An 18538-nucleotide genomic window follows, 5' to 3' on the forward strand; every position below is an offset into this window, starting at 1 on the left:
TTCGGTGGACTCCTCCTCGGCGGCGGACTCCGGAACCCAGCCCGCGGCCGGAGTCTCAGGGTCAGTCACGGTCAATTCGGGTCACCCCCGCGGTGGTGGCCTGACCGACCTCGACCGCGACCTCGACACCCTCGGGAAGGTAGATGTCGACGCGGGAGCCGAAGCGGATCAGACCGATGCGTTCGCCCTGCTCCACCTTGGTACCGGCCGGCAGGTACGGGACGATGCGTCGCGCGACGGCGCCGGCGATCTGCACCATCTCGATGTCACCGAGTTCGGTGTCGAAGTGCCAGACGACGCGCTCGTTGTTCTCGCTCTCCTTGTTGAACGCCGGGACGAATCCGCCCGGGATGTGCTCCACGGACGTCACCGTGCCCGCGAGGGGCGCGCGGTTGACGTGGACGTTCAGCGGGCTCATGAAGATCGCGACCCGGGTGCGTCCGTCCTTCCACGGCATGATGCTCTGCACCACACCGTCGGCGGGGGAGATGACCCGGCCCTGGGCGATCTCACGCTCGGGGTCGCGGAAGAACCACAGCATGCCCGCGGCGAGCGCGGTGGCGGGCACGGCCGCCGCGGCCCAGCGTCCGGACTTGCGGGCCCGGGAGAGGCTGAGTGCCGCGGTGGCGACGGTCGGCAGAAGCCACGGCGATGCTCCGCGCGCGAGGCGTACGCCAAGGAGGCTGTCGCGAGGTGCAGAGGTTTGGCTGTGGGGCATGGATGACCTTCGTAGCGGGTGATTGCCGCGCCGCAAACAGGGGGACGGGACGGCGGCTTTACTGGAATGCTATCGGTTGCGCGCAACAACTGGGCAAGCCAGAAGCCGAGTCGATGGCCGTCAGCCAGCCACTGGAAGTGGTCCTTATGCGGCGAATCGCTGGACGATTCGCCGCAAAAGGGACTTTCAGCCCTGGAGGCGGTACTCCTCGAGCAGGCGTCGCCCGATGATCATTTTCTGGATCTCGGCAGTACCTTCACCGATCAGCAGCATCGGAGCCTCCCGGTAGAGACGCTCGATCTCGTACTCCTTCGAGAACCCGTAGCCGCCATGGATACGGAAGGCGTCCTCCACTACCTCCTTGCAGTACTCGGAGGCGAGGTACTTCGCCATCCCCGCTTCGAGGTCGTTTCGTTCCCCAGAGTCCTTTTTGCGTGCTGCGTTCACCATCATCGCATGGGCGGCTTCGACCTTGGTAGCCATCTCGGCCAGCTTGAACTGGATCGCCTGGTGTTCGGCGATGGCCTTGCCGAAAGTGTGACGTTGCTGGGCATACGAGACACCCAGCTCGAACGCACGCTGAGCGACGCCGCAGCCACGCGCCGCCACGTTGACGCGGCCGACCTCGACCCCGTCCATCATTTGGTAAAACCCTCGACCGGTCTGGCCGCCGAGGACCCGATTGGCCGGAATGCGCAGTCCGTCCATGATGAGTTCGGTCGTGTCGACGCCCTTGTAACCCATCTTGTCGATCTTGCCCGGGATGGTCAGGCCCGGGCGGACCTCACCGAAGCCGGGCTCCTTCTCGACGAGGAAGGTCGTCATCGACTTGTGGGGGGCCGTGCCCTCGGGGTGTCCTTCGTCACTTCGCACGAGGACCGCCACCAGCGTGGAGCTGCCGCCGTTCGTCAGCCACATCTTCTGGCCGTTCAGGACGTACTCGTCGCCGTCCTTCACCGCCTTCGAGGTGATGGCCGACACATCGGAGCCCAGGGCCGGCTCGGACATCGAGAACGCGCCGCGCACCTCGCCCAGCGCCATGCGCGGGAGGAAGTGGTCCTTCTGCTCCTGCGTGCCGTGCTGCTTGAGCATGTACGCCACGATGAAGTGCGTGTTGATGATGCCCGAGACGGACATCCAGCCGCGCGCTATCTCCTCCACGCACAGCGCGTAGGTGAGGAGCGACTCGCCGAGGCCGCCGTACTCCTCGGGGATCATGAGGCCGAAGAGGCCGAGCTCCTTGAGCCCGTCGACGATGTCCTGCGGGTACTCGTCGCGGTGCTCCAGCTCGGTCGCGACCGGGATGATCTCCTTGTCGACGAACTCGCGGACGGTCTTGAGGATCTCCCGCTGGACGTCGGTCAGCCCGGCGGTCTGGGCGAGTCGGGCCATGGCTACTTCCCCTGTTCCTTCAGCTGCGGGCGGCCGGGCTGCTCGCCGCCGCGCTCCTTGATGTACGTCTCGGTCGGGACCATCACCTTGCGCCGGAAGACGCAGACGAGGGTGCCGTCCTGCTTGTAGCCCTTGGTCTCGACGTAGACGATGCCGCGGTCGTTCTTGGACTTCGACGGGGTCTTGTCGAGGACCGTGGTCTCGCCGTAGATCGTGTCGCCGTGGAAGGTCGGCGCCACGTGCCGCAGGGACTCGATCTCCAGGTTGGCGATGGCCTTCCCGGAGACGTCCGGGACGGACATGCCCAGCAGCAGCGAGTAGATGTAGTTGCCCACGACGACGTTCTTGCCGAAGTCGGTCGTGTTCTCCGCGTAATTGCTGTCCATGTGGAGCGGGTGGTGGTTCATGGTCAGCAGACAGAAGAGGTGGTCGTCGTACTCGGTGACCGTCTTTCCGGGCCAGTGCCGGTAGACGTCTCCGACGGTGAACTCTTCGTAGGTGCGGCCAAACTGCATGGTGCCCCCTCCGGGGTGCTCGTCCGGGCCGTGCGGGGCCCGGGACTGGGGATGGGTGCGCCCGACACTGCGGGATCGCCTCAGGCGGTGGGGACCTCGAACTTCGACGTCCTCTGCATGCCGGCGGCGCGGCCCTTGCCCGCGATGACCAGGGCCATCTTGCGGCTGGCCTCGTCGATCATCTCGTCGCCGAGCATCGCGGAGCCCTTCTTGCCGCCCGCCTCCGAGGTGCACCAGTCGTACGCGTCGAGGATCAGCTCGGCGTGGTCGTAGTCCTCCTGGGAGGGGGAGAAGACCTCGTTGGCCGCGTCGACCTGGCCCGGGTGCAGCACCCACTTGCCGTCGAAGCCCAGCGCCGCCGCCCGGCCGGCCACCTCGCGGTAGGCGTCCACGTCGCGGATCTGGAGGAAGGGGCCGTCGATCGCCTGGAGGTTGTGCGTGCGGGCCGCCATCAGGATCCGCATCAGGATGTAGTGGTAGGCGTCCGCGCCGTAGCCGGGCGGCTGCATGCCCACGACCAGGGACTTCATGTTGATGGAGGCCATGAAGTCGGCCGGGCCGAAGATGATGGTCTCCAGGCGCGGCGAGGCGGCGGCGATCTCGTCGACGTTCACCAGGCCCTTGGCGTTCTCGATCTGCGCCTCGATGCCGATCTTGCCGACCTCGAAGCCCATGGTCTTCTCGATCTGGGTCAGGAGCAGGTCCAGGGCGACGACCTGCTGGGCGTCCTGCACCTTCGGCAGCATGATGCAGTCGAGGTTCTGGCCGGCGCCCTCGACGACCGTGATGACGTCGCGGTAGGTCCAGTGGGTGGTCCAGTCGTTGACGCGCACGACGCGGGTCTTGCCCGTCCAGTCGCCGTTGTTCAGCGCGTCCACGATGGTGTGGCGGGCGCCTTCCTTGGCGAGCGGCGCGCAGGCGTCCTCCAGGTCGAGGAAGACCTGGTCGGCCGGGAGGCCCTGGGCCTTCTCGAGGAACCGCGGGTTCGAGCCGGGCACCGCGAGGCAGGAGCGACGCGGGCGAAGACGGTTCACCGGGTGGACTGGCGTGGTCATGCGGGGACCTCCGTGCTTGCAACGATTTCGAGAGGGTGGAGCTTGTTGGCCTTGCGGATCTCGTCGACGATACGGCCGATGATCTCCGTGATGCCGAAGTCCTTCGGCGTGAAGACCGCGGCGACTCCCGCCGCCTTGAGCGCCACGGCGTCGGCGTTCGGAATGATGCCTCCGACGATGACGGGGATGTCACCCGCCCCCGCCAGGCGGAGGCGTTCGAGGACATCCGGGACGAGCGCGCTGTGCGAGCCGGACAGGATGGACAGTCCCACGCAGTGCACGTCCTCGGCCAGTGCCGCCGAGGAGATCTCCTCGGGTGTCAGTCGGATGCCCTGGTAGACCACCTCGAAGCCCGCGTCGCGGGCCCGCACGGCGATCTGCTCGGCGCCGTTGGAGTGCCCGTCCAGGCCCGGCTTGCCGACCAGCAGGCGCAGCCGGCCCGTGCCGAGCTCGTCGGCGGTGCGGGACACCTTCTCGCGGACCTCGTGCATCGGCGTGCCCGGCTCGGCGGTGACGGCCACCGGGGCCGAGGAGACCCCGGTCGGGGCGCGGAACTCGCCGAACACCTCGCGCAGCGCCGTCGCCCATTCGCCGGTGGTGACACCGGCGCGGGCGCACTCGAGGGTGGCCTCCATCAGGTTCTCGGTGCCGGCCGCGGCCTCCTTGAGGCGCTCCAGAGCCTGTCGGGTGGTGGGGAAGACGAACGGGTCGCCGTTCCCCTGCCGGTCCGAGGACTCCTCGCGCTCGGCGCGCCAGCGGCCGATGCGCTCGACCGTGAGCGCCTCCACGGCGGCGTCCACCGTCATGATGGCGCCGTCGAGGTCGGCGGTGAGCGGGTTCTCCTCGGTCTGCTCGAAGCAGTTGACGCCGACGATCTTGTCCTCGCCGGCCTCGATCCGGGCGCGGCGCTCGGCGTGCGAGGAGACCAGCTGGGACTTCAGGTACCCGGACTCGACGGCCGCCATGGCGCCGCCCATCTCCTGGATCCGGTCGATCTCGGCCAGGCAGTCGGCGACCAGGGAGTCGACTTTGGCCTCGATGACGTGGGACCCGGCGAAGATGTCCTCGTACTCCAGCAGGTCGCTCTCGTGTGCGAGGACCTGCTGGATGCGCAGCGACCACTGCTGGTCCCAGGGCCGGGGCAGGCCCAGCGCCTCGTTCCATGCGGGCAGCTGCACGGCGCGGGCGCGGGCGTCCTTGGAGAGGGTGACGGCCAGCATCTCCAGCACGATGCGCTGGACGTTGTTCTCCGGCTGTGCCTCGGTCAGCCCCAGGGAGTTGACCTGGACGCCGTAGCGGAAGCGGCGCTGCTTCGCGTTCTCGATGCCGTAGCGCTCCTTGGTGACCTGGTCCCAGATGCGGCCGAAGGCACGCATCTTGCACATCTCCTCGATGAAGCGGACGCCCGCGTTCACGAAGAAGGAGATCCGGGCGACGACCTCGCCGAAGCGCTCCTCGGGCACCTGGCCCGAGTCGCGCACCGAGTCCAGGACGGCGATGGCGGTGGACATCGCGTACGAGATCTCCTGGACCGGCGTGGCCCCGGCCTCCTGCAGGTGGTAGCTGCAGATGTTGATCGGGTTCCACTTCGGGATGTGGTTGACCGTGTACGCGATCATGTCCGTCGTCAGGCGGAGCGAGGGCCCGGGCGGGAAGACGTGCGTCCCGCGCGAGAGGTACTCCTTGACGATGTCGTTCTGCGTCGTGCCCTGGAGCTGCGAGATGTCCGCACCCTGCTCCTCGGCGGCCACCTGGTAGAGCGCCAGCAGCCACATGGCGGTGGCGTTGATCGTCATCGAGGTGTTCATCTGCTCCAGGGGTATGTCCTGGAACAGCCGCCGCATGTCGCCCAGATGGGAGACCGGGACCCCGACCCGGCCGACCTCGCCGCGGGCGAGGACGTGGTCGGGGTCGTAGCCGGTCTGCGTCGGGAGGTCGAACGCGACCGACAGGCCGGTCTGGCCCTTGGCGAGGTTGCGGCGGTACAGCTCGTTGGACGCCTCGGCCGTGGAGTGGCCGGCGTACGTCCGCATGAGCCACGGACGGTCCTTCTGGCGCTCTGTCATCTCAGGCGATCCTTATGGCCTTTGAGTGGCTCGGACTCAGATGTTGCGGAAGCGGTTGATCGCGTCGAGGTGCTGCGCGCGCATCTCGTGGTCGCGGACGCCGAGACCCTCCTCGGGGGCCAGCGCGAGGACGCCGACCTTGCCCTGGTGGAGGTTGCGGTGGACGTCGTAGGCGGCCTGGCCGGTCTCCTCCAGGGAGTAGACCTTCGACAGGGTCGGGTGGATCTTGCCCTTGGCGATCAGGCGGTTGGCCTCCCACGCCTCGCGGTAGTTCGCGAAGTGCGAGCCGACGATGCGCTTGAGCGACATCCACAGGTAGCGGTTGTCGTACTGGTGCATGTAGCCCGAGGTCGAGGCGCAGGTGGTGATGGTGCCGCCCTTGCGGGTGACGTAGACGCTGGCGCCGAAGGTCTCGCGGCCCGGGTGCTCGAAGACGATGTCGATGTCCTCGCCGCCGGTCAGTTCGCGGATCTTCGAGCCGAAGCGCTTCCACTCGCGCGGGTCCTGCGTGTTCTCGTCCTTCCAGAACTTGTAACCCTCGGCGTTGCGGTCGATGACCGCCGTGGCGCCCATCGCGCGGCAGATGTCCGCCTTCTCGGGGGAGGAGACCACGCAGATCGGGTTGGCGCCGCCGGCCAGCGCGAACTGGGTGGCGTAGGAGCCGAGACCGCCGCTGGCGCCCCAGATCAGGACGTTGTCGCCCTGCTTCATGCCGGCGCCGTTGTTGGAGACCAGCTGGCGGTAGGCGGTGGAGTTGACCAGACCGGGGGAGGCGGCCTCCTCCCAGCTGAGGTGGGCCGGCTTCGGCATCAGCTGGTTCGACTTGACCAGGGCGATCTCCGCCAGGCCGCCGAAGTTGGTCTCGAAGCCCCAGATGCGCTGCTCGGGGTCGAGCATCGTGTCGTTGTGGCCGTCGGAGGACTCCAGCTCGACCGAGAGGCAGTGCGCGACGACCTCGTCACCCGGGTTCCAGGCGTTGACGCCGGGGCCGGTGCGCAGGACGACGCCCGCGAGGTCGGAGCCGATGATGTGGTACGGCAGGTCGTGGCGCTTGGTGAGCTCCGACAGGCGCCCGTAGCGCTCCAGGAAGCTGAAGGTGGACACCGGCTCGAAGATCGAGGTCCACACCGAGTTGTAGTTGACCGAGGAGGCCATGACGGCCACCAGGGCCTCGCCCGGGCCGAGCTCCGGCACCGGGACCTGGTCCAGGTGGAGGGACTTGCGCGGGTCCTTCTCGCGAGTCGTCAGCCCCGCGAACATCTCGACCTCGTCCTTGTGCACGGTGATCGCGCGGTACGAGTCGGGCAGCGGCAGGGCTGCGAAGTCTGCGGCGGTGGCGGACTGCGACTGAATCGCGTCCAGGATGTCCTTCACGGTAGAGCCTCCGGCTAGCGCTGATGAGGGTGCGCTGAGGTGAGCGGGGGGTGCGTAAAGCGAGTGGGTGTGCCGTCGGTCCGGCTGGTGCGGTGGTGCGGCGACGCCCGTGGTGGGGCGTGCGGTGGCCTGGTGACGCAGGCATCCGGGGCGCGGTTCGTGCCGAGTGGGCGTGGACCGCGGGGACGTCCGGACGAGATTCAACGTATGGCACCCCGTGTCACTCAGCAAGGCACCGCGTGCCAAAACTTTCTCTCATTTGCCGATTGACCTGCACCGATGAGCGATGATCGATCAGAGTTACCCGTGAGTAGGGGCAAGTCGGACAAAGCAAAAGGCCGCCCCCGGTTGCGGGGGCGGCCTGTGTGACGAGGGTCGCGCGAGGTGCGTTTCGATTACTTGTTGCGCAGGGCTTCTTCGATGGTCCGCATGACCTCGTCCAGAGGTGCGTCGGTACGGGCCACCGCCACCAGGACCTCGCCCTGGGTCCGCACCTCCGCCGGGGCGGGCGGCGCGGTGGCCAGGGTGCGGCCGGCGCCGATGCCGGTGCCGAAGGTTTTGCGCACGATCGAGAAGGCGTGGTCCAGCTCCGCCTCCACGTCTCCCTGCCCGCCCGCCCGCAGCCAGCGCCGCAGCACGTGGTTGTGGGCGGTCACCACCGCGGAGGCGGCCACCTCGGCCAGCAGTGGATCGTCGTTGCCGTCGTGGTGATCGGTCTCGTCGAAATGGGCCAGCAGATAGCGCGTGAACAGCCGCTCGTACCGGGCCACCGAGGCGATCTCCCGCTCCCGCAGCGCCGGCACCTCACGGGTCAGCCGGTAGCGCTCCACCGACACCGCCGGCGAGGCGGCGTACATCTTCATGACCTCCTTGATCCCGCGGCACACCGTGTCGAGCGGGTGCTCGTGTGCCGGGGCCACGTCGAGGACGGCCTCGGCGCGGGTCAGGGTGTCGTCGTGATCGGGGAAGATTGCCTCTTCCTTGGAGCGGAAGTGGCGGAAGAAGGTCCGGCGGGCCACCCCGGCGGTCGCGGCGATCTCGTCGACCGTCGTCGCCTCGTACCCCTTGGTCGCGAACAGCTCCATGGCCGCCGCGGCGAGCTCGCGGCGCATTTTGAGCCGCTGCGCGGCCGCCTTGGTGCCGGCCGCGCTCTCCGGCGCGTCGGATGCCGTGGCGGCACGGGGTGAGGTCTTGGCGGGCTGGGACATAGAGCGAAAGTACTTCATTCGCGCGGGTGAGCGCGCCTGAGGGGGGTGGGACGGGGATGGATGCGGGGGAGAGCCCGCACTGGGCTCGGGAGGGTATGTCCGCCGTGAGGGTCCGGCGGACCCGAGCAGCCCTCCCCACGCATCCTGCTCTTGGCCCGGCCGGGGGTTACCGGCGGGCGTACTCACGGAAACCGCGGCCGGTCTTCCTGCCCAGGCAACCTGCCGCCACCAGGTGCTCCAGCAGCGGGGACGGGGCCAGGCCCGGGTCGCGGAACTCCTTGTGGAGGACCTTCTCGATGGCCAGCGACACATCGAGGCCGACCACGTCGAGGAGCTCGAAGGGCCCCATCGGGTAGCCGCCGCCCAGCTTCATCGCCGCGTCGATCTGGTCGAGGCTCGCGTAGTGCTGCTCGACCATCTTGATCGCGTTGTTGAGGTACGGGAACAGCAGCGCGTTCACGATGAAGCCGGCCCGGTCCCCGCAGTCCACCGGGTGCTTGCGCACCTTCGTGCAGACCTCGCGGACCGTGGCGTGGACGTCGTCCGCGGTCAGGACGGTCCGGACCACCTCGACCAGCTTCATGGCCGGCGCCGGGTTGAAGAAGTGCATGCCGATCACGTCCTGCGGGCGCGAGGTCACGCGGGCGACCGCGATCACCGGCAGCGAGGAGGTGGTGGTGGCCAGCACCGCACCCGGCTTGCAGACCTTGTCCAGGGCCGCGAACAGCTCCTGCTTGACCGCCAGGTCCTCGGCGACGGCCTCCACGGCCAGGTCCACCTCGGCGAAGGCGTCCAGCGAACCGGCCGGAGTGATCAGCTCCAGGGTGCGGGCCGCGCCCTCCTCCGTCAGCCGCCCCTTGGCCACCGCACGGCCCAGGGACTTGCCGATGGCGGCCTTCGCCGCGTCCGCCTTCTCCTGGCTGCGGGCCGCCAGCACGACCTGGAAACCGGCCTGCGCGAAGACCTGCGCGATGCCGCTCGCCATGGTGCCGGATCCGGCCACGCCGACCGAGGTGACCGGACGGCCCTCGCCCAGGCGGGCCCCGTCCGCCGGGGTCTGCGCGTCCGCGACCACCGCGGAGCTGCCGGGGGCCTCGTACGTGTAGAAGCCGCGGCCGGCCTTCTGCCCGGTCAGGCCCGCCTCGGCGAGCTGCCCCAGGATCGGGGCCGGGGCGTGCAGCCGGTCGCCGGAGGAGGCGTACATGGCGTCCAGGACCGTACGGGCGGTGTCCACGCCGATCAGGTCGAGCAGCGCGAGCGGGCCCATGGGCAGGCCGCAGCCGAGCCGCATCGCCGCGTCGATGTCCTCGCGGGAGGCGTACTTCGCCTCGTACATGGCAGCGGCCTGGTTGAGGTAGCCGAAGAGCAGGCCGTCGGCGACGAAACCGGGCCGGTCGCCGACGGCGACGGGCTCCTTGCCGAGCTCGCGGGCCAGCTCGGTGACCGCCTCGACGGCCGGCGGCGCGGTCAGCACGCAGGAGACGACCTCGACCAGCTTCATGGCCGGCGCCGGGTTGAAGAAGTGCATGCCCAGCACGCGCTCGGGCCGCTGCGACTCGGCGGCCATGCGGGTCACCGACAGGGCGTTCGTGCCGGTGGCCAGGATCGTGTCGGGCCGGACGACCGCGTCGAGCTCGCGGAACACCTGCTGCTTGAGCTCGTAGTTCTCCGGGACCACCTCGATCACGAGATCGGCGTCGGCGGCGGCGCCCAGGTCGGAGTAGGTGCGGAAGCGGGCCAGCACGTCCGACCGCTCCTGCTCGGTGAGCCGCTCCTTCGTGACGGAGCGCGCGGTGGACGCGGCGAGGGAGTCCGCGGCACGGCGGGCGGCGGTCTCGCTGATGTCGATGCCGATGACCTCGCGGCCGGCGCGGACGAGGACCTCGGCGATGCCGGTGCCCATCGTGCCGAGGCCGACGACGGCGATGGTCTGGAGGGTGGGCTGACTGGACGGACGGTCCATCGAGGGACTCCAGTGGAAGAGGGTGACGACTGAGGGACGCGCGCGGCGCACGGTGCGCGCGGATGCCGTGTCCCCGCGGGTGCGGGCGGGGAGGGCGATGAGGTGCGGTGCGACTCGGGTCCGGGGGCTCCGGTGAGGGCCGGGAGGTCCCGGTGGGGTCCGGGAGGGATCCCGGTGGTGTTCGGGGCGTCCCGGTGCGATCCGGGGGAACCCCGGCGCGGCACGCGCGGGAGGTCCCGGACGGGAGCGGCGCGGACCCTGTCCCGGGGTCGCGCCGTGAGGGCGTAACGGACCGACTGACACGGGGCGGCTGCGTCACCAGGCCGCCTTCGTGCGTATGCAAGGACAGTAACCCGGAGGTAACTGCCGCGCCAGAGCGCGGAGATGTGACCTGTACCGCCCAAATGTACCGATCATCGATCATCGATCAGCGGGGCCTCCGAGGAGGTCTCCGCGAACCCGGGGTGGCGGGCGCCGCGGGCCCCTAGGGTGGCCGGGTGAACGACGTACTGGAGCGCCTGCGGGCGGAGTCCGGGCAGTCGCCCGAGTACGAGGTGCTGCGCACGGCCGGCGCCGACGACCTGGCCGCCTCCCTGACCTCGGCCGGACTGCCCCTCTGGGCCCGGGAGCTGGCCGCCTACCGCCTCGGTCTCGCCGGGGACCGCCGCGCCTTCGAATCCCTCGTCCTGCTGCTCAACCACCGCGACCCGCCCCGCTGCGCCGCCGCGGCCGAGGCGCTGGCCGTGCTCGGCGACCCGCGCACCGCGCGCGCGGCCGCCGCCCTCGCCACCAACGACCTGCGCACGGCCTACGCCCTCCAGCCCGTACGGCTCCTCACCGCGCTGCGGGCCCCGGAGTCGGCCCCCGCCCTGAGGGCGACCCTGGGCCGGCTGCTGTCACCGAACGACCCGTACTGGCGGGTGGCCCTCGCCTGCGTGGAGGGTCTCGGGGCCCTGGCCGACCCCGACGCCCGTGAACTCCTCACCCGCGCCCAGTCCCACCCCCGCCTGGCCCTGGCGGCGACGAAGGCGCTGCGCGAACTCGGCTGACATGATCCCCGCATGAGCGAACACGGTGGAAGCCACCTCACCCGCGTATCCGCCCCCGAGGGCGTCAGTCCCGGTACGGGCTACAACCACGTCGTCTGGGGCACCGGACGGTTCGTCGCCGTCTCCGGCCAGTGCGCCTTCGACGAGAAGGGCGAGGTCGTCGGCGAGGGCGACCCGGCCGCGCAGGCCCGCCAGGTGTTCGAGAACCTGCGCCGGTGCCTGGCCGCCGCGGGGGCCGGCTTCGACGACGTGGTGAAGCTGACCTACTTCGTCACGGACGTCGCCCACCTCCCGGCGGTCCGGGAGGCGCGCGACGCCGTCATCCCCGCGGACCGGCTGCCGGCCTCCTCGGCCGTCCAGGTCGCCGCCCTGTTCCGGCCCGAACTGCTCCTGGAGATCGAGGCGTTCGCGGTACTGCCCGGCTGAACGAGTTCAAATCCATTGGGCTGAACAGGTTCACATGGAGTTCCGGCGGGGGAGGGGGCCCCGGGACGGACCGACTTCAGGGGCGCCGATGATGTTCGGGTATTCGGACGACTGGTGGACGGTGCTGTTCGTGCCGGCCCTGCTCTGGTTTCCGTTCGGACCCATCGCGATGGGCGCCACGGGGTGGTGGTGCGCCCACAGCCCCGGCCTCCGGCCGCGCCTGTGGTCCTGGCTCCTGCCGGCCTTGCCGGTCGGGGCGATGGCGGCGAACCTGGTGCTGCCCTGGGAGCGCGTGAGCCGGAACGAGTGGCTTGACGACTTCCTCGGTTTCCTCTGGGTGTACATCGGCGCCATCACGGTGCTGCCCTGGCTCCTCGGCGACGGCATCACCCGGCCGGCGCGTGCCCTGCGCGCCCGGCGCGCAGGGCACGGGAGCGTCTAACCCCGGTAGCCCAGCAGGCCGTGGAGGGCCGCGCCGCCCGCCGACGAGGGGACGGCGCGGGTCGCCGCGGCCGGGGTGGGGGCGGGCTGGGCCGGGCAGGTGGCGTCCGTGGCCGCGCCCGACTTCAGGTACGCCGACACCTTCTCGTCCAGGCACTTGTTGCCGGCCAGCGAGATGCCGTGGTTGCCGCCGCCCTCCTCGACCACCAGGGCCGAGCCCTTCAGCTTGTCCCGCATGCTCAGCACCCCGCCGAAGGGGGTCGCGGCGTCCTCCGTCGCCTGGAGGAGGAGGGCCGGCGGGAGGTCCGCGTTCGTCACGTCCGGGGCCTGGAGCGGAGCCTCCGGCCAGAAGGCGCACGGGGCGTTGTACCAGGCGTTGTTCCAGGTCATGAACGGCGCCTTGGCATGGGTGCGCCACATGTCCGAGCGCCACACGTTCCAGTCCTTCGGCCACGCCGAGTCCCGGCACTGCACCGCCGTGTACACGCTGTACGCGTTGCCCGCGGAGGGCTCCACCGCGCCGAACCGTTCGTACGCCGCCACCAGCGGCTTGGGGTCCTTGTCCACCGCGTACGCCTTGAAGGCCGCGGCGAGGTTCGGCCAGTAGCCGTTGTAGTAGCCGCCCGGCATGAAGGTGTCCTCCAGCTCGGACGGGCCCACCTTGCCGCCCGCCGGTGCCTTGCGCAGCGCGTCCCGCATCTCGTACCAGCGCCGCTCGACCACCGTGCGGTCGGTGCCGAGCCGGTAGGTGGCGTCGTACTTGGCGACCCAGGCCAGGAAGGCCTTGTGGCGGGCGTCGAAGGCCTGGTCCTGGGCGAGGTTATCCTCGTACCAGACCCCGCCCGGGTCGACCACGGAGTCCAGGACGAGCCGGTGCACGCGGGTGGGGTGGAGCTTGGCGTACACGGCGCCCAGGTAGGTGCCGTAGGAGTAGCCGAAGTAGCTGATCCGCTCGGCGCCGAGCGCCCCGCGCAGCAGCTCGATGTCGCGGGCGGCCGCGACCGTGCCGATGTACGGGAGCACGTCCGCGTGCTTGGTCCGGCAGGACTCGGCGAAGGAGCGCACCCGGTCCAGGTTGGCCCGCTCGGTGGCCGCGTCGCGCGGCACCGAGTCCGGGCGGACCGCGGCGAAGTGGCCGGCCCCGCAGTCGAGCGCCGGTTCGCTCTTGCCGACGCCCCGGGGGTCGAAGCCGATCACGTCGTACTGGGCGGCCACCTCCTTGGGCAGGGCGGAGGCGATGAACCCGGCCAGGCCGCGGCCGCTGCCGCCGGGGCCGCCGGGGTTGACCAGCAGGGGCCCCTGGGAGGTGGCGGCGGTGTGCGGGACGCGGGTCAGGGCGAGGGAGATCTGCCGCCCCTCGGGCCGGTCGTGGTCGAGCGGGACCTTGAGGGAGGCGCACTGCAGCGTCGGGTAGCGCGAGGTCGCGCAGCCGGTCCAGGTCAGCGCGGCGACGGCCTGCGCGGGCGCGTCCGCGGCGGGCGCGCCGGACGCGGCGGGCGCCGCCGTGACCGGGCTCGCGAGGGCGGCCGCGACCACGGCGGTGGAGATCGACATCAGCACGGCGGCGCGCTTCTTCAAGGGGTGGAGCATGGGGCCTCCCAGCCAGGGGTTCTGGGCGGAATCGTCCCGGAAACCGGGCCCGGAAGGCGGGATTGGAGTGCTGATTGGCCCGATGTGATGAGGGTTCAGGGGCCGTACGAGTTCACAGGAGCGTCAGCTGGGTCGCCCCGGTGGGCGCGGGCTCTACGGGCCGCTCCGGTGTGAGGACGGGGCGGGACGCACCGCGCCGGGCCGGCCCGATGCCGAATTCGGCCGCCAGTTCGTGCACTTGGCGGGTGATCTGCCGCTGGTACCAGGTCGGTGCGTACGACCCGCCCGCGTACATCCGCTCGTAGCGGGGGACCAGGTGCGGGTGGTGCGCCCCGAGCCAGGACGTGAACCACTCGCGCGCCCCGGGCCGCAGATGGAGTACCAGGGGTGTCACGGAGACCGCGCCGGACTCGGCGACCGCCCGGACCGTCTCCCGCAGCTGCTCCGGCGAGTCCCCGAGGAAGGGGATCACGGGGGCCATCAGCACCCCGCACTCGATCCCGGCGTCGGTCAGGGTCCGCACCGCGTTCAGCCGGCCGGCCGGGGAGGGGGTGCCGGGCTCGACCGTCCGCCACAGGGCGGTGTCGGTGAAGCCGACGGAGACGGAGATCCCGACCTCGGTGACCTCGGCGGCCGCCCGCAGGAGCGGGAGGTCGCGCAGGATCAGCGTCCCCTTGGTCAGGATCGAGAAGGGGTTGGCGTGGTCGCGCAGCGCCTCGATGATCCCCGGCATCAGTCGGTATCGCCCCTCGGCGCGCTGGTAGCAGTCCACGTTGGTGCCCATGGCGATGTGCGCGCCGGTCCAGCGGCGCGAGCCCAGCTCGCGGCGCAGCAGTTCGGGGGCGTTGGTCTTGACGACGATCTGGGAGTCGAAGCCGACGCCGGTGTCGAGATCGAGATAGCCGTGCGTGTTGCGGGCGAAACAGTACACGCAGGCGTGACCGCACCCCCTGTAGGGATTGACGGTCCATTCGAACGGCATCCGCGAGGCGCCCGGCACCCGGTTGACGATCGAGCGGGCCCGCACCTCGTGAAAGGTCATCCCCCGGAACTCGGGGGTGTCGAAGGTGCGGGTGACGACGGCGTCGGCCCCGAAGAGTGCGGCCGGCCCCTTCGGGCCCTCGGTCAGGTTGTCCCAGCGCATGGTGCGCCTCCCTCGGTCTGGCTGCCGCAGAGAATAGAACAAACGTTCCCATGATCGTGCGGGTCGCGGCTCGGGGCCGTGGGGCCCGCGATCTCCCGGGCCCCGGATTTGGGCCCCCGCGCCGGAGGTGGTTGGCTTCGCGGTGACGAGCGGACACAACTGCTGGAGGAACAGCTATGGCGCAGGTCGAGGCCACCACGGAGCGGATCATCGCGGCCGACGCGGAGACCGTGTTCGACGCGCTGGCGGACTACACCGGGACCCGCGGGAAGCTGCTGCCCGAGCACTTCAGCGAGTACGAGGTGCGCGAGGGCGGCGACGGCGAGGGCACCCTGGTGCACTGGAAGCTCCAGGCCACCAGCAAGCGCGTGCGCGACTGCCTGCTGGAGGTCACCGAGCCCACCGACGGGCAGCTGGTCGAGAAGGACCGCAACTCCTCCATGGTCACCACCTGGGTGGTCACCCCGGCCGGCGAGGGCAAGTCCAAGGCCGTGGTCTCCACCGTGTGGAACGGCGCCGGCGGCATCGGCGGCTTCTTCGAGCGCACCTTCGCCCCCAAGGGCCTCGGCCGGATCTACGACACGCTGCTGGCGAACCTGGCCGCCGAGGTCGAGGCCTGAGCGGACCCCTTGCCGGGGGCTCACCGGATCGGGTGGTTTGCGTCCCGCGCCGTCGGGGTCGGCTGCGCGGGGTGCCCCCGCCGGGCGTCGACCGCCCGTGCTCCGCAGAGCCCCCACTCGGCACTCCCGTGCCGTCGGGGTCGGGTGTGCGGTGGGGTGCCCCCGCAGGGCGTCGAACGGAACCCGTTCCGTTTGCCGGTGCCGCATGGGGTTCGACGCCCGAGGAGGTGCCCCGGCGCGCGCCCGGCCCCGACGGCCCCCCTGCGGCCGGCTCGGGCGGGGGTGCCGCTGCGCGGGGCTGGTCCCCTACCCGCCCTTCCACCGTTCCCCGGGGCTCCGCCCCGGACCCCGCGCCTCAAACGCCGGCGGGGCTGAAATGCCCCCGCGCCTCAAACGCCGGCGGGGCTGAAATGCCCCCGCGCCTCGAGCGCCGGCGGGGCTGAAATGCCGCCCGGGGCCCCGCGCCTCAAACGCCGGCGAGGCTGAAATGCCCCGTGCCTCAAACGCCGGCGAGGCTGGATCGCGCCGGCGAGGCCGGAGGGTGCCGGCGAAGCTGGACGGTGCCGGCGGGGCTGAAGGATCGGGGCTCCGCCCCAGACCCCGGGCGGGGAGCGATGGGCGGGGTGGGAGCCGCGGCTCTGCTCGGCCTTGCCCGCCGGACGGGCTGACGCGTGCGGCGAGGCGCGGCGCGGGGTGGGCGGGATTCGGGGAGTACGGCCTAGGCTGGGCCCTGCGCGTGCCGCCCGCGGTCCGTGCGACCGCGCTACCGACCGCCCGGGGGCCCGATGAAAATCCTCATCTCCGCCGACATGGAAGGCGCCACCGGCGTCACCTGGCCCGCCGACGTGCTGCCCGGTACGCCCCAGTGGGAGCGCTGCCGGGGCATGTTCACCTCCGACGTGAACGCGGCCGTCCTCGGCTTCTACGACGGCGGCGCCGAGCAGGTCGTCGTCAACGAGGCGCACTGGACCATGCGCAACCTGCTGCTGGAACGCCTCGACGCCCGCGCCGAGATGCTCACCGGCCGCCACAAGTCCCTCTCCATGGTCGAAGGCGTCCAGCACGGCGACGTCGACGCCATCGCCTTTGTCGGCTACCACACCGGTGCCGGCTCCGAGGGCGTCCTCGCCCACACCTACCTCGCCAACTCCATCACCGGCGTCTGGCTGAACGGCACCCGCGCGAGCGAAGGGCTGCTGAACGCGCACGTCGTCGCGGAGTTCGGAGTCCCCGTCATCCTCGTCACCGGCGACGACCTGACCTGCAAGGACGCCGCCGGCTACGCCCCCGACGCGCTGACCGTCGCCGTCAAGGACCACGTCTCGCGCTACGCCGCGGTCTGCCGGACCCCCGCCCGCACCGCCGCCGACATCCGCGCCGCCGCCAAGGAGGCCACCGCCCTGGCCGGCCGCCGCGAACCCGCGCCCGGCGGGCCGTACACCGTGGAGCTGGAGTTCGACGCCGAGCACCTGTCCCTGGCCGCCACCGTGGTTCCGGGCGTCGAGCGGTCCGGGGAGCGCAGGGTCGCCTACACCAGCGGGACCATGTACGAGGGGATCCGCACCTTCAAGGCGGTCACGACGGTCGTCTCCGCGGCGGTGGAGGAGCAGTATGGCTGACATGCACGCACTCAACAGCGAGGACACCTCCGTCGACCGGGTGGCCCTCGACGAGGCCGTCGAATTCACCTCCGGCCTCATCCGCATCGACACCACCAACCGGGGCGGCGGCGACTGCCGGGAGCGCCCCGCCGCCGAGTACGTCGCCGAGCGGCTCGCCGACGCCGGGCTGGAGCCCGTACTGCTGGAGCGCACCGCGGGCCGGACCAACGTCGTCGCGCGGATCGAGGGCTCCGACCCCTCCGCCGAGGCCCTCCTGGTCCACGGCCACCTCGACGTGGTCCCGGCCGAGGCCGCCGACTGGAGCGTGGACCCCTTCTCCGGCGAGGTCCGTGACGGTGTGGTGTGGGGGCGCGGCGCCGTCGACATGAAGAACATGGACGCGATGGTCCTCGCGGTCGTCCGGGCCTGGGCGCGCGCGGGAGTGAAGCCGCGCCGGGACATCGTGATCGCCTACACCGCCGACGAGGAGGACAGCGCCGTCGACGGCTCGGGCTTCCTCGCCGACGAGCACCCGCACCTCTTCGAGGGCTGTACGGAGGGCATCAGTGAATCCGGCGCCTTCACCGTGCACCCGACCCCCGGCCGGGCCATCTATCCCATCGCGGCCGGTGAACGGGGCACGGCCTGGCTCAAGTTGACCGCGACCGGCACCGCCGGGCACGGCTCCAAGCCCAACCGGGCCAATGCCGTGAGCCGCCTCGCGGCCGCCGTCGCGCGGATCGGCGAGTACGAGTGGCCGGTCCGGCTCACCGACACCGTCACCGCCTGCATCACCGAACTCGCCGCCCTCCAGGGCCTGTCCGTCGACCCGCGCCGGCCCGGCTTCGACCTCGACGAGGTCCTCGGCAAGCTGGGCCAGGCCGCCCTCCTGGTCGACGCGACCGTCCGCAACAGCGCCAACCCGACCATGCTCAGCGCCGGTTACAAGCTCAACGTGATCCCCGGCGAGGCCACCGCCTACGTGGACGGCCGGATGGTGCCCGGCGGCGAGGCCGAGTTCATCGCCACCCTCGACGAGCTCACCGGCCCCGACGTGCACTGGGCGTTCCACCACCGCGAGGTCGCCCTCCAAGCCCCGGTGGACGGGCGGACGTTCGCGATCCTGCGCGAGTCGGTCGAGCGGTTCGACCCGGACGGGCGCGTGGTGCCCTTCTGCATGGCGGGCGGCACCGACGCCAAGCAGTTCTCCCGGCTCGGCATCACCGGCTACGGCTTCTCCCCGCTGAAGCTGCCGCCGGGCTTCGACTACTGGGCCCTCTTCCACGGAGTGGACGAGCGAGTCCCCGTCGACGCCCTGCACTTCGGCGTCCGCGTCCTCGACCGCGCACTGCGCGCCCTGTGAACCGGGCCCGGTG

General features: G+C 71.0%; 16 protein-coding genes. 6 read left to right on the forward strand and 10 right to left on the reverse strand.

From position 1 onward, the window contains the following. Nucleotides 1-61 precede the first annotated feature (61 nt). From ACFYZL_RS07940 to ACFYZL_RS07975, 8 genes are all read right to left on the reverse strand, one after another. On the reverse strand, nucleotides 62-718 hold the full coding sequence (locus tag ACFYZL_RS07940; RefSeq protein WP_376657408.1) for a phosphatidylserine decarboxylase: 657 nt from the start codon (nucleotides 716-718) through the stop codon (nucleotides 62-64). Between the two features lie 186 nt (nucleotides 719-904). Further along, entirely contained in the window at nucleotides 905-2110 is a 1206-nt protein-coding gene (locus ACFYZL_RS07945; RefSeq protein ID WP_376657407.1) for an acyl-CoA dehydrogenase family protein, read from the reverse strand. 2 nt (nucleotides 2111-2112) lie between these two features. Further along, nucleotides 2113-2625 (reverse strand): MaoC family dehydratase, encoded by a 513-nt coding sequence (locus ACFYZL_RS07950; protein WP_384751974.1) that lies wholly within the window; start codon nucleotides 2623-2625, stop codon nucleotides 2113-2115. Nucleotides 2626-2705: 80 nt separating this feature from the next. Continuing rightward, a complete protein-coding gene (locus ACFYZL_RS07955) occupies nucleotides 2706-3680 on the reverse strand; it encodes an HpcH/HpaI aldolase/citrate lyase family protein (RefSeq protein WP_382640500.1) in 975 nt (324 codons plus the stop codon). After that, the gene (locus tag ACFYZL_RS07960; protein WP_384751971.1) at nucleotides 3677-5746 is read right to left on the reverse strand and encodes a protein meaA; all 2070 of its coding nucleotides are present in this window, start codon (nucleotides 5744-5746) and stop codon (nucleotides 3677-3679) included. Before ACFYZL_RS07960 ends, ACFYZL_RS07955 begins: the two co-directional genes overlap by 4 nt. Before the next feature lie 36 nt (nucleotides 5747-5782). Next, complete coding sequence (ccrA, locus tag ACFYZL_RS07965) at nucleotides 5783-7120, reverse strand: crotonyl-CoA carboxylase/reductase (protein ID WP_384751968.1); 1338 nt, start codon at nucleotides 7118-7120, stop codon at nucleotides 5783-5785. 395 nt (nucleotides 7121-7515) lie between these two features. Continuing rightward, the gene (locus ACFYZL_RS07970; RefSeq protein ID WP_384751965.1) at nucleotides 7516-8328 is read right to left on the reverse strand and encodes a TetR family transcriptional regulator; all 813 of its coding nucleotides are present in this window, start codon (nucleotides 8326-8328) and stop codon (nucleotides 7516-7518) included. A gap of 166 nt (nucleotides 8329-8494) precedes the next feature. Then, on the reverse strand, nucleotides 8495-10291 hold the full coding sequence (locus ACFYZL_RS07975; protein WP_384751962.1) for a 3-hydroxyacyl-CoA dehydrogenase family protein: 1797 nt from the start codon (nucleotides 10289-10291) through the stop codon (nucleotides 8495-8497). Between the two features lie 497 nt (nucleotides 10292-10788). Here ACFYZL_RS07975 and ACFYZL_RS07980 point away from each other — a divergent pair, with 497 nt between their 5' ends. The 3 genes from ACFYZL_RS07980 (at nucleotide 10789) to ACFYZL_RS07990 (ending at nucleotide 12208) form a co-directional block, all read left to right on the forward strand. Next, a complete protein-coding gene (locus ACFYZL_RS07980) occupies nucleotides 10789-11340 on the forward strand; it encodes an adenylosuccinate lyase (protein ID WP_384751960.1) in 552 nt (183 codons plus the stop codon). Nucleotides 11341-11352: 12 nt separating this feature from the next. Continuing rightward, entirely contained in the window at nucleotides 11353-11766 is a 414-nt protein-coding gene (locus ACFYZL_RS07985; RefSeq protein ID WP_388677119.1) for a RidA family protein, read from the forward strand. 88 nt (nucleotides 11767-11854) lie between these two features. Beyond that, nucleotides 11855-12208 carry a hypothetical protein gene (locus tag ACFYZL_RS07990; RefSeq protein WP_388677122.1) on the forward strand — a complete coding sequence of 118 codons (354 nt, stop codon included), beginning with the start codon at nucleotides 11855-11857 and terminating at the stop codon, nucleotides 12206-12208. Here ACFYZL_RS07990 and ACFYZL_RS07995 read toward each other — a convergent pair. Continuing rightward, complete coding sequence (locus ACFYZL_RS07995; RefSeq protein ID WP_388677125.1) at nucleotides 12205-13797, reverse strand: alpha/beta hydrolase; 1593 nt, start codon at nucleotides 13795-13797, stop codon at nucleotides 12205-12207. The two genes, ACFYZL_RS07990 and ACFYZL_RS07995, sit on opposite strands and share 4 nt — an antisense overlap. A gap of 112 nt (nucleotides 13798-13909) precedes the next feature. Next, the gene (locus tag ACFYZL_RS08000; protein ID WP_388677128.1) at nucleotides 13910-14941 is read right to left on the reverse strand and encodes an Rv2578c family radical SAM protein; all 1032 of its coding nucleotides are present in this window, start codon (nucleotides 14939-14941) and stop codon (nucleotides 13910-13912) included. Nucleotides 14942-15117: 176 nt separating this feature from the next. On the opposite strand from ACFYZL_RS08000, the gene ACFYZL_RS08005 reads away from it, so the two are divergent. The 3 genes from ACFYZL_RS08005 (at nucleotide 15118) to ACFYZL_RS08015 (ending at nucleotide 18525) form a co-directional block, all read left to right on the forward strand. Further along, nucleotides 15118-15561, forward strand: coding sequence for an SRPBCC family protein (locus tag ACFYZL_RS08005; RefSeq protein ID WP_384751947.1), 444 nt, complete (start codon nucleotides 15118-15120; stop codon nucleotides 15559-15561). Nucleotides 15562-16346: 785 nt separating this feature from the next. After that, nucleotides 16347-17180, forward strand: coding sequence for a M55 family metallopeptidase (locus tag ACFYZL_RS08010; protein ID WP_384757857.1), 834 nt, complete (start codon nucleotides 16347-16349; stop codon nucleotides 17178-17180). A 1-nt stretch (nucleotide 17181) separates the two neighbouring features. Then, nucleotides 17182-18525: a M20/M25/M40 family metallo-hydrolase gene (locus tag ACFYZL_RS08015; RefSeq protein WP_388677601.1), complete on the forward strand. Its 1344-nt coding sequence runs from the start codon at nucleotides 17182-17184 to the stop codon at nucleotides 18523-18525. Nucleotides 18526-18538 lie beyond the last annotated feature (13 nt).

Origin of the sequence: Streptomyces sp. NPDC001717, assembly GCF_042892775.1 — a bacterium.
Lineage (GTDB): Bacteria > Actinomycetota > Actinomycetes > Streptomycetales > Streptomycetaceae > Streptomyces.

Excerpts from the sequence above, each read along its gene's own strand:
- ACFYZL_RS08010 (WP_384757857.1), top strand. The coding sequence starts at position 16,347 with ATGAAAATCCTCATCTCCGCCGACATGGAAGGCGCCACCGGCGTCACC.
- ACFYZL_RS07945 (WP_376657407.1), bottom strand. The coding sequence starts at position 2,110 with ATGGCCCGACTCGCCCAGACCGCCGGGCTGACCGACGTCCAGCGGGAG.
- ACFYZL_RS07970 (WP_384751965.1), bottom strand. The coding sequence starts at position 8,328 with ATGTCCCAGCCCGCCAAGACCTCACCCCGTGCCGCCACGGCATCCGAC.
- ACFYZL_RS07950 (WP_384751974.1), bottom strand. The coding sequence starts at position 2,625 with ATGCAGTTTGGCCGCACCTACGAAGAGTTCACCGTCGGAGACGTCTAC.
- ACFYZL_RS07995 (WP_388677125.1), bottom strand. The coding sequence starts at position 13,797 with ATGCTCCACCCCTTGAAGAAGCGCGCCGCCGTGCTGATGTCGATCTCC.
- ACFYZL_RS07940 (WP_376657408.1), bottom strand. The coding sequence starts at position 718 with ATGCCCCACAGCCAAACCTCTGCACCTCGCGACAGCCTCCTTGGCGTA.
- ACFYZL_RS07975 (WP_384751962.1), bottom strand. The coding sequence starts at position 10,291 with ATGGACCGTCCGTCCAGTCAGCCCACCCTCCAGACCATCGCCGTCGTC.
- ACFYZL_RS07955 (WP_382640500.1), bottom strand. The coding sequence starts at position 3,680 with ATGACCACGCCAGTCCACCCGGTGAACCGTCTTCGCCCGCGTCGCTCC.
- ACFYZL_RS07960 (WP_384751971.1), bottom strand. The coding sequence starts at position 5,746 with ATGACAGAGCGCCAGAAGGACCGTCCGTGGCTCATGCGGACGTACGCC.
- ACFYZL_RS08000 (WP_388677128.1), bottom strand. The coding sequence starts at position 14,941 with ATGCGCTGGGACAACCTGACCGAGGGCCCGAAGGGGCCGGCCGCACTC.
- ACFYZL_RS07985 (WP_388677119.1), top strand. The coding sequence starts at position 11,353 with ATGAGCGAACACGGTGGAAGCCACCTCACCCGCGTATCCGCCCCCGAG.
- ACFYZL_RS07990 (WP_388677122.1), top strand. The coding sequence starts at position 11,855 with ATGATGTTCGGGTATTCGGACGACTGGTGGACGGTGCTGTTCGTGCCG.
- ACFYZL_RS08005 (WP_384751947.1), top strand. The coding sequence starts at position 15,118 with ATGGCGCAGGTCGAGGCCACCACGGAGCGGATCATCGCGGCCGACGCG.
- ACFYZL_RS08015 (WP_388677601.1), top strand. The coding sequence starts at position 17,182 with ATGCACGCACTCAACAGCGAGGACACCTCCGTCGACCGGGTGGCCCTC.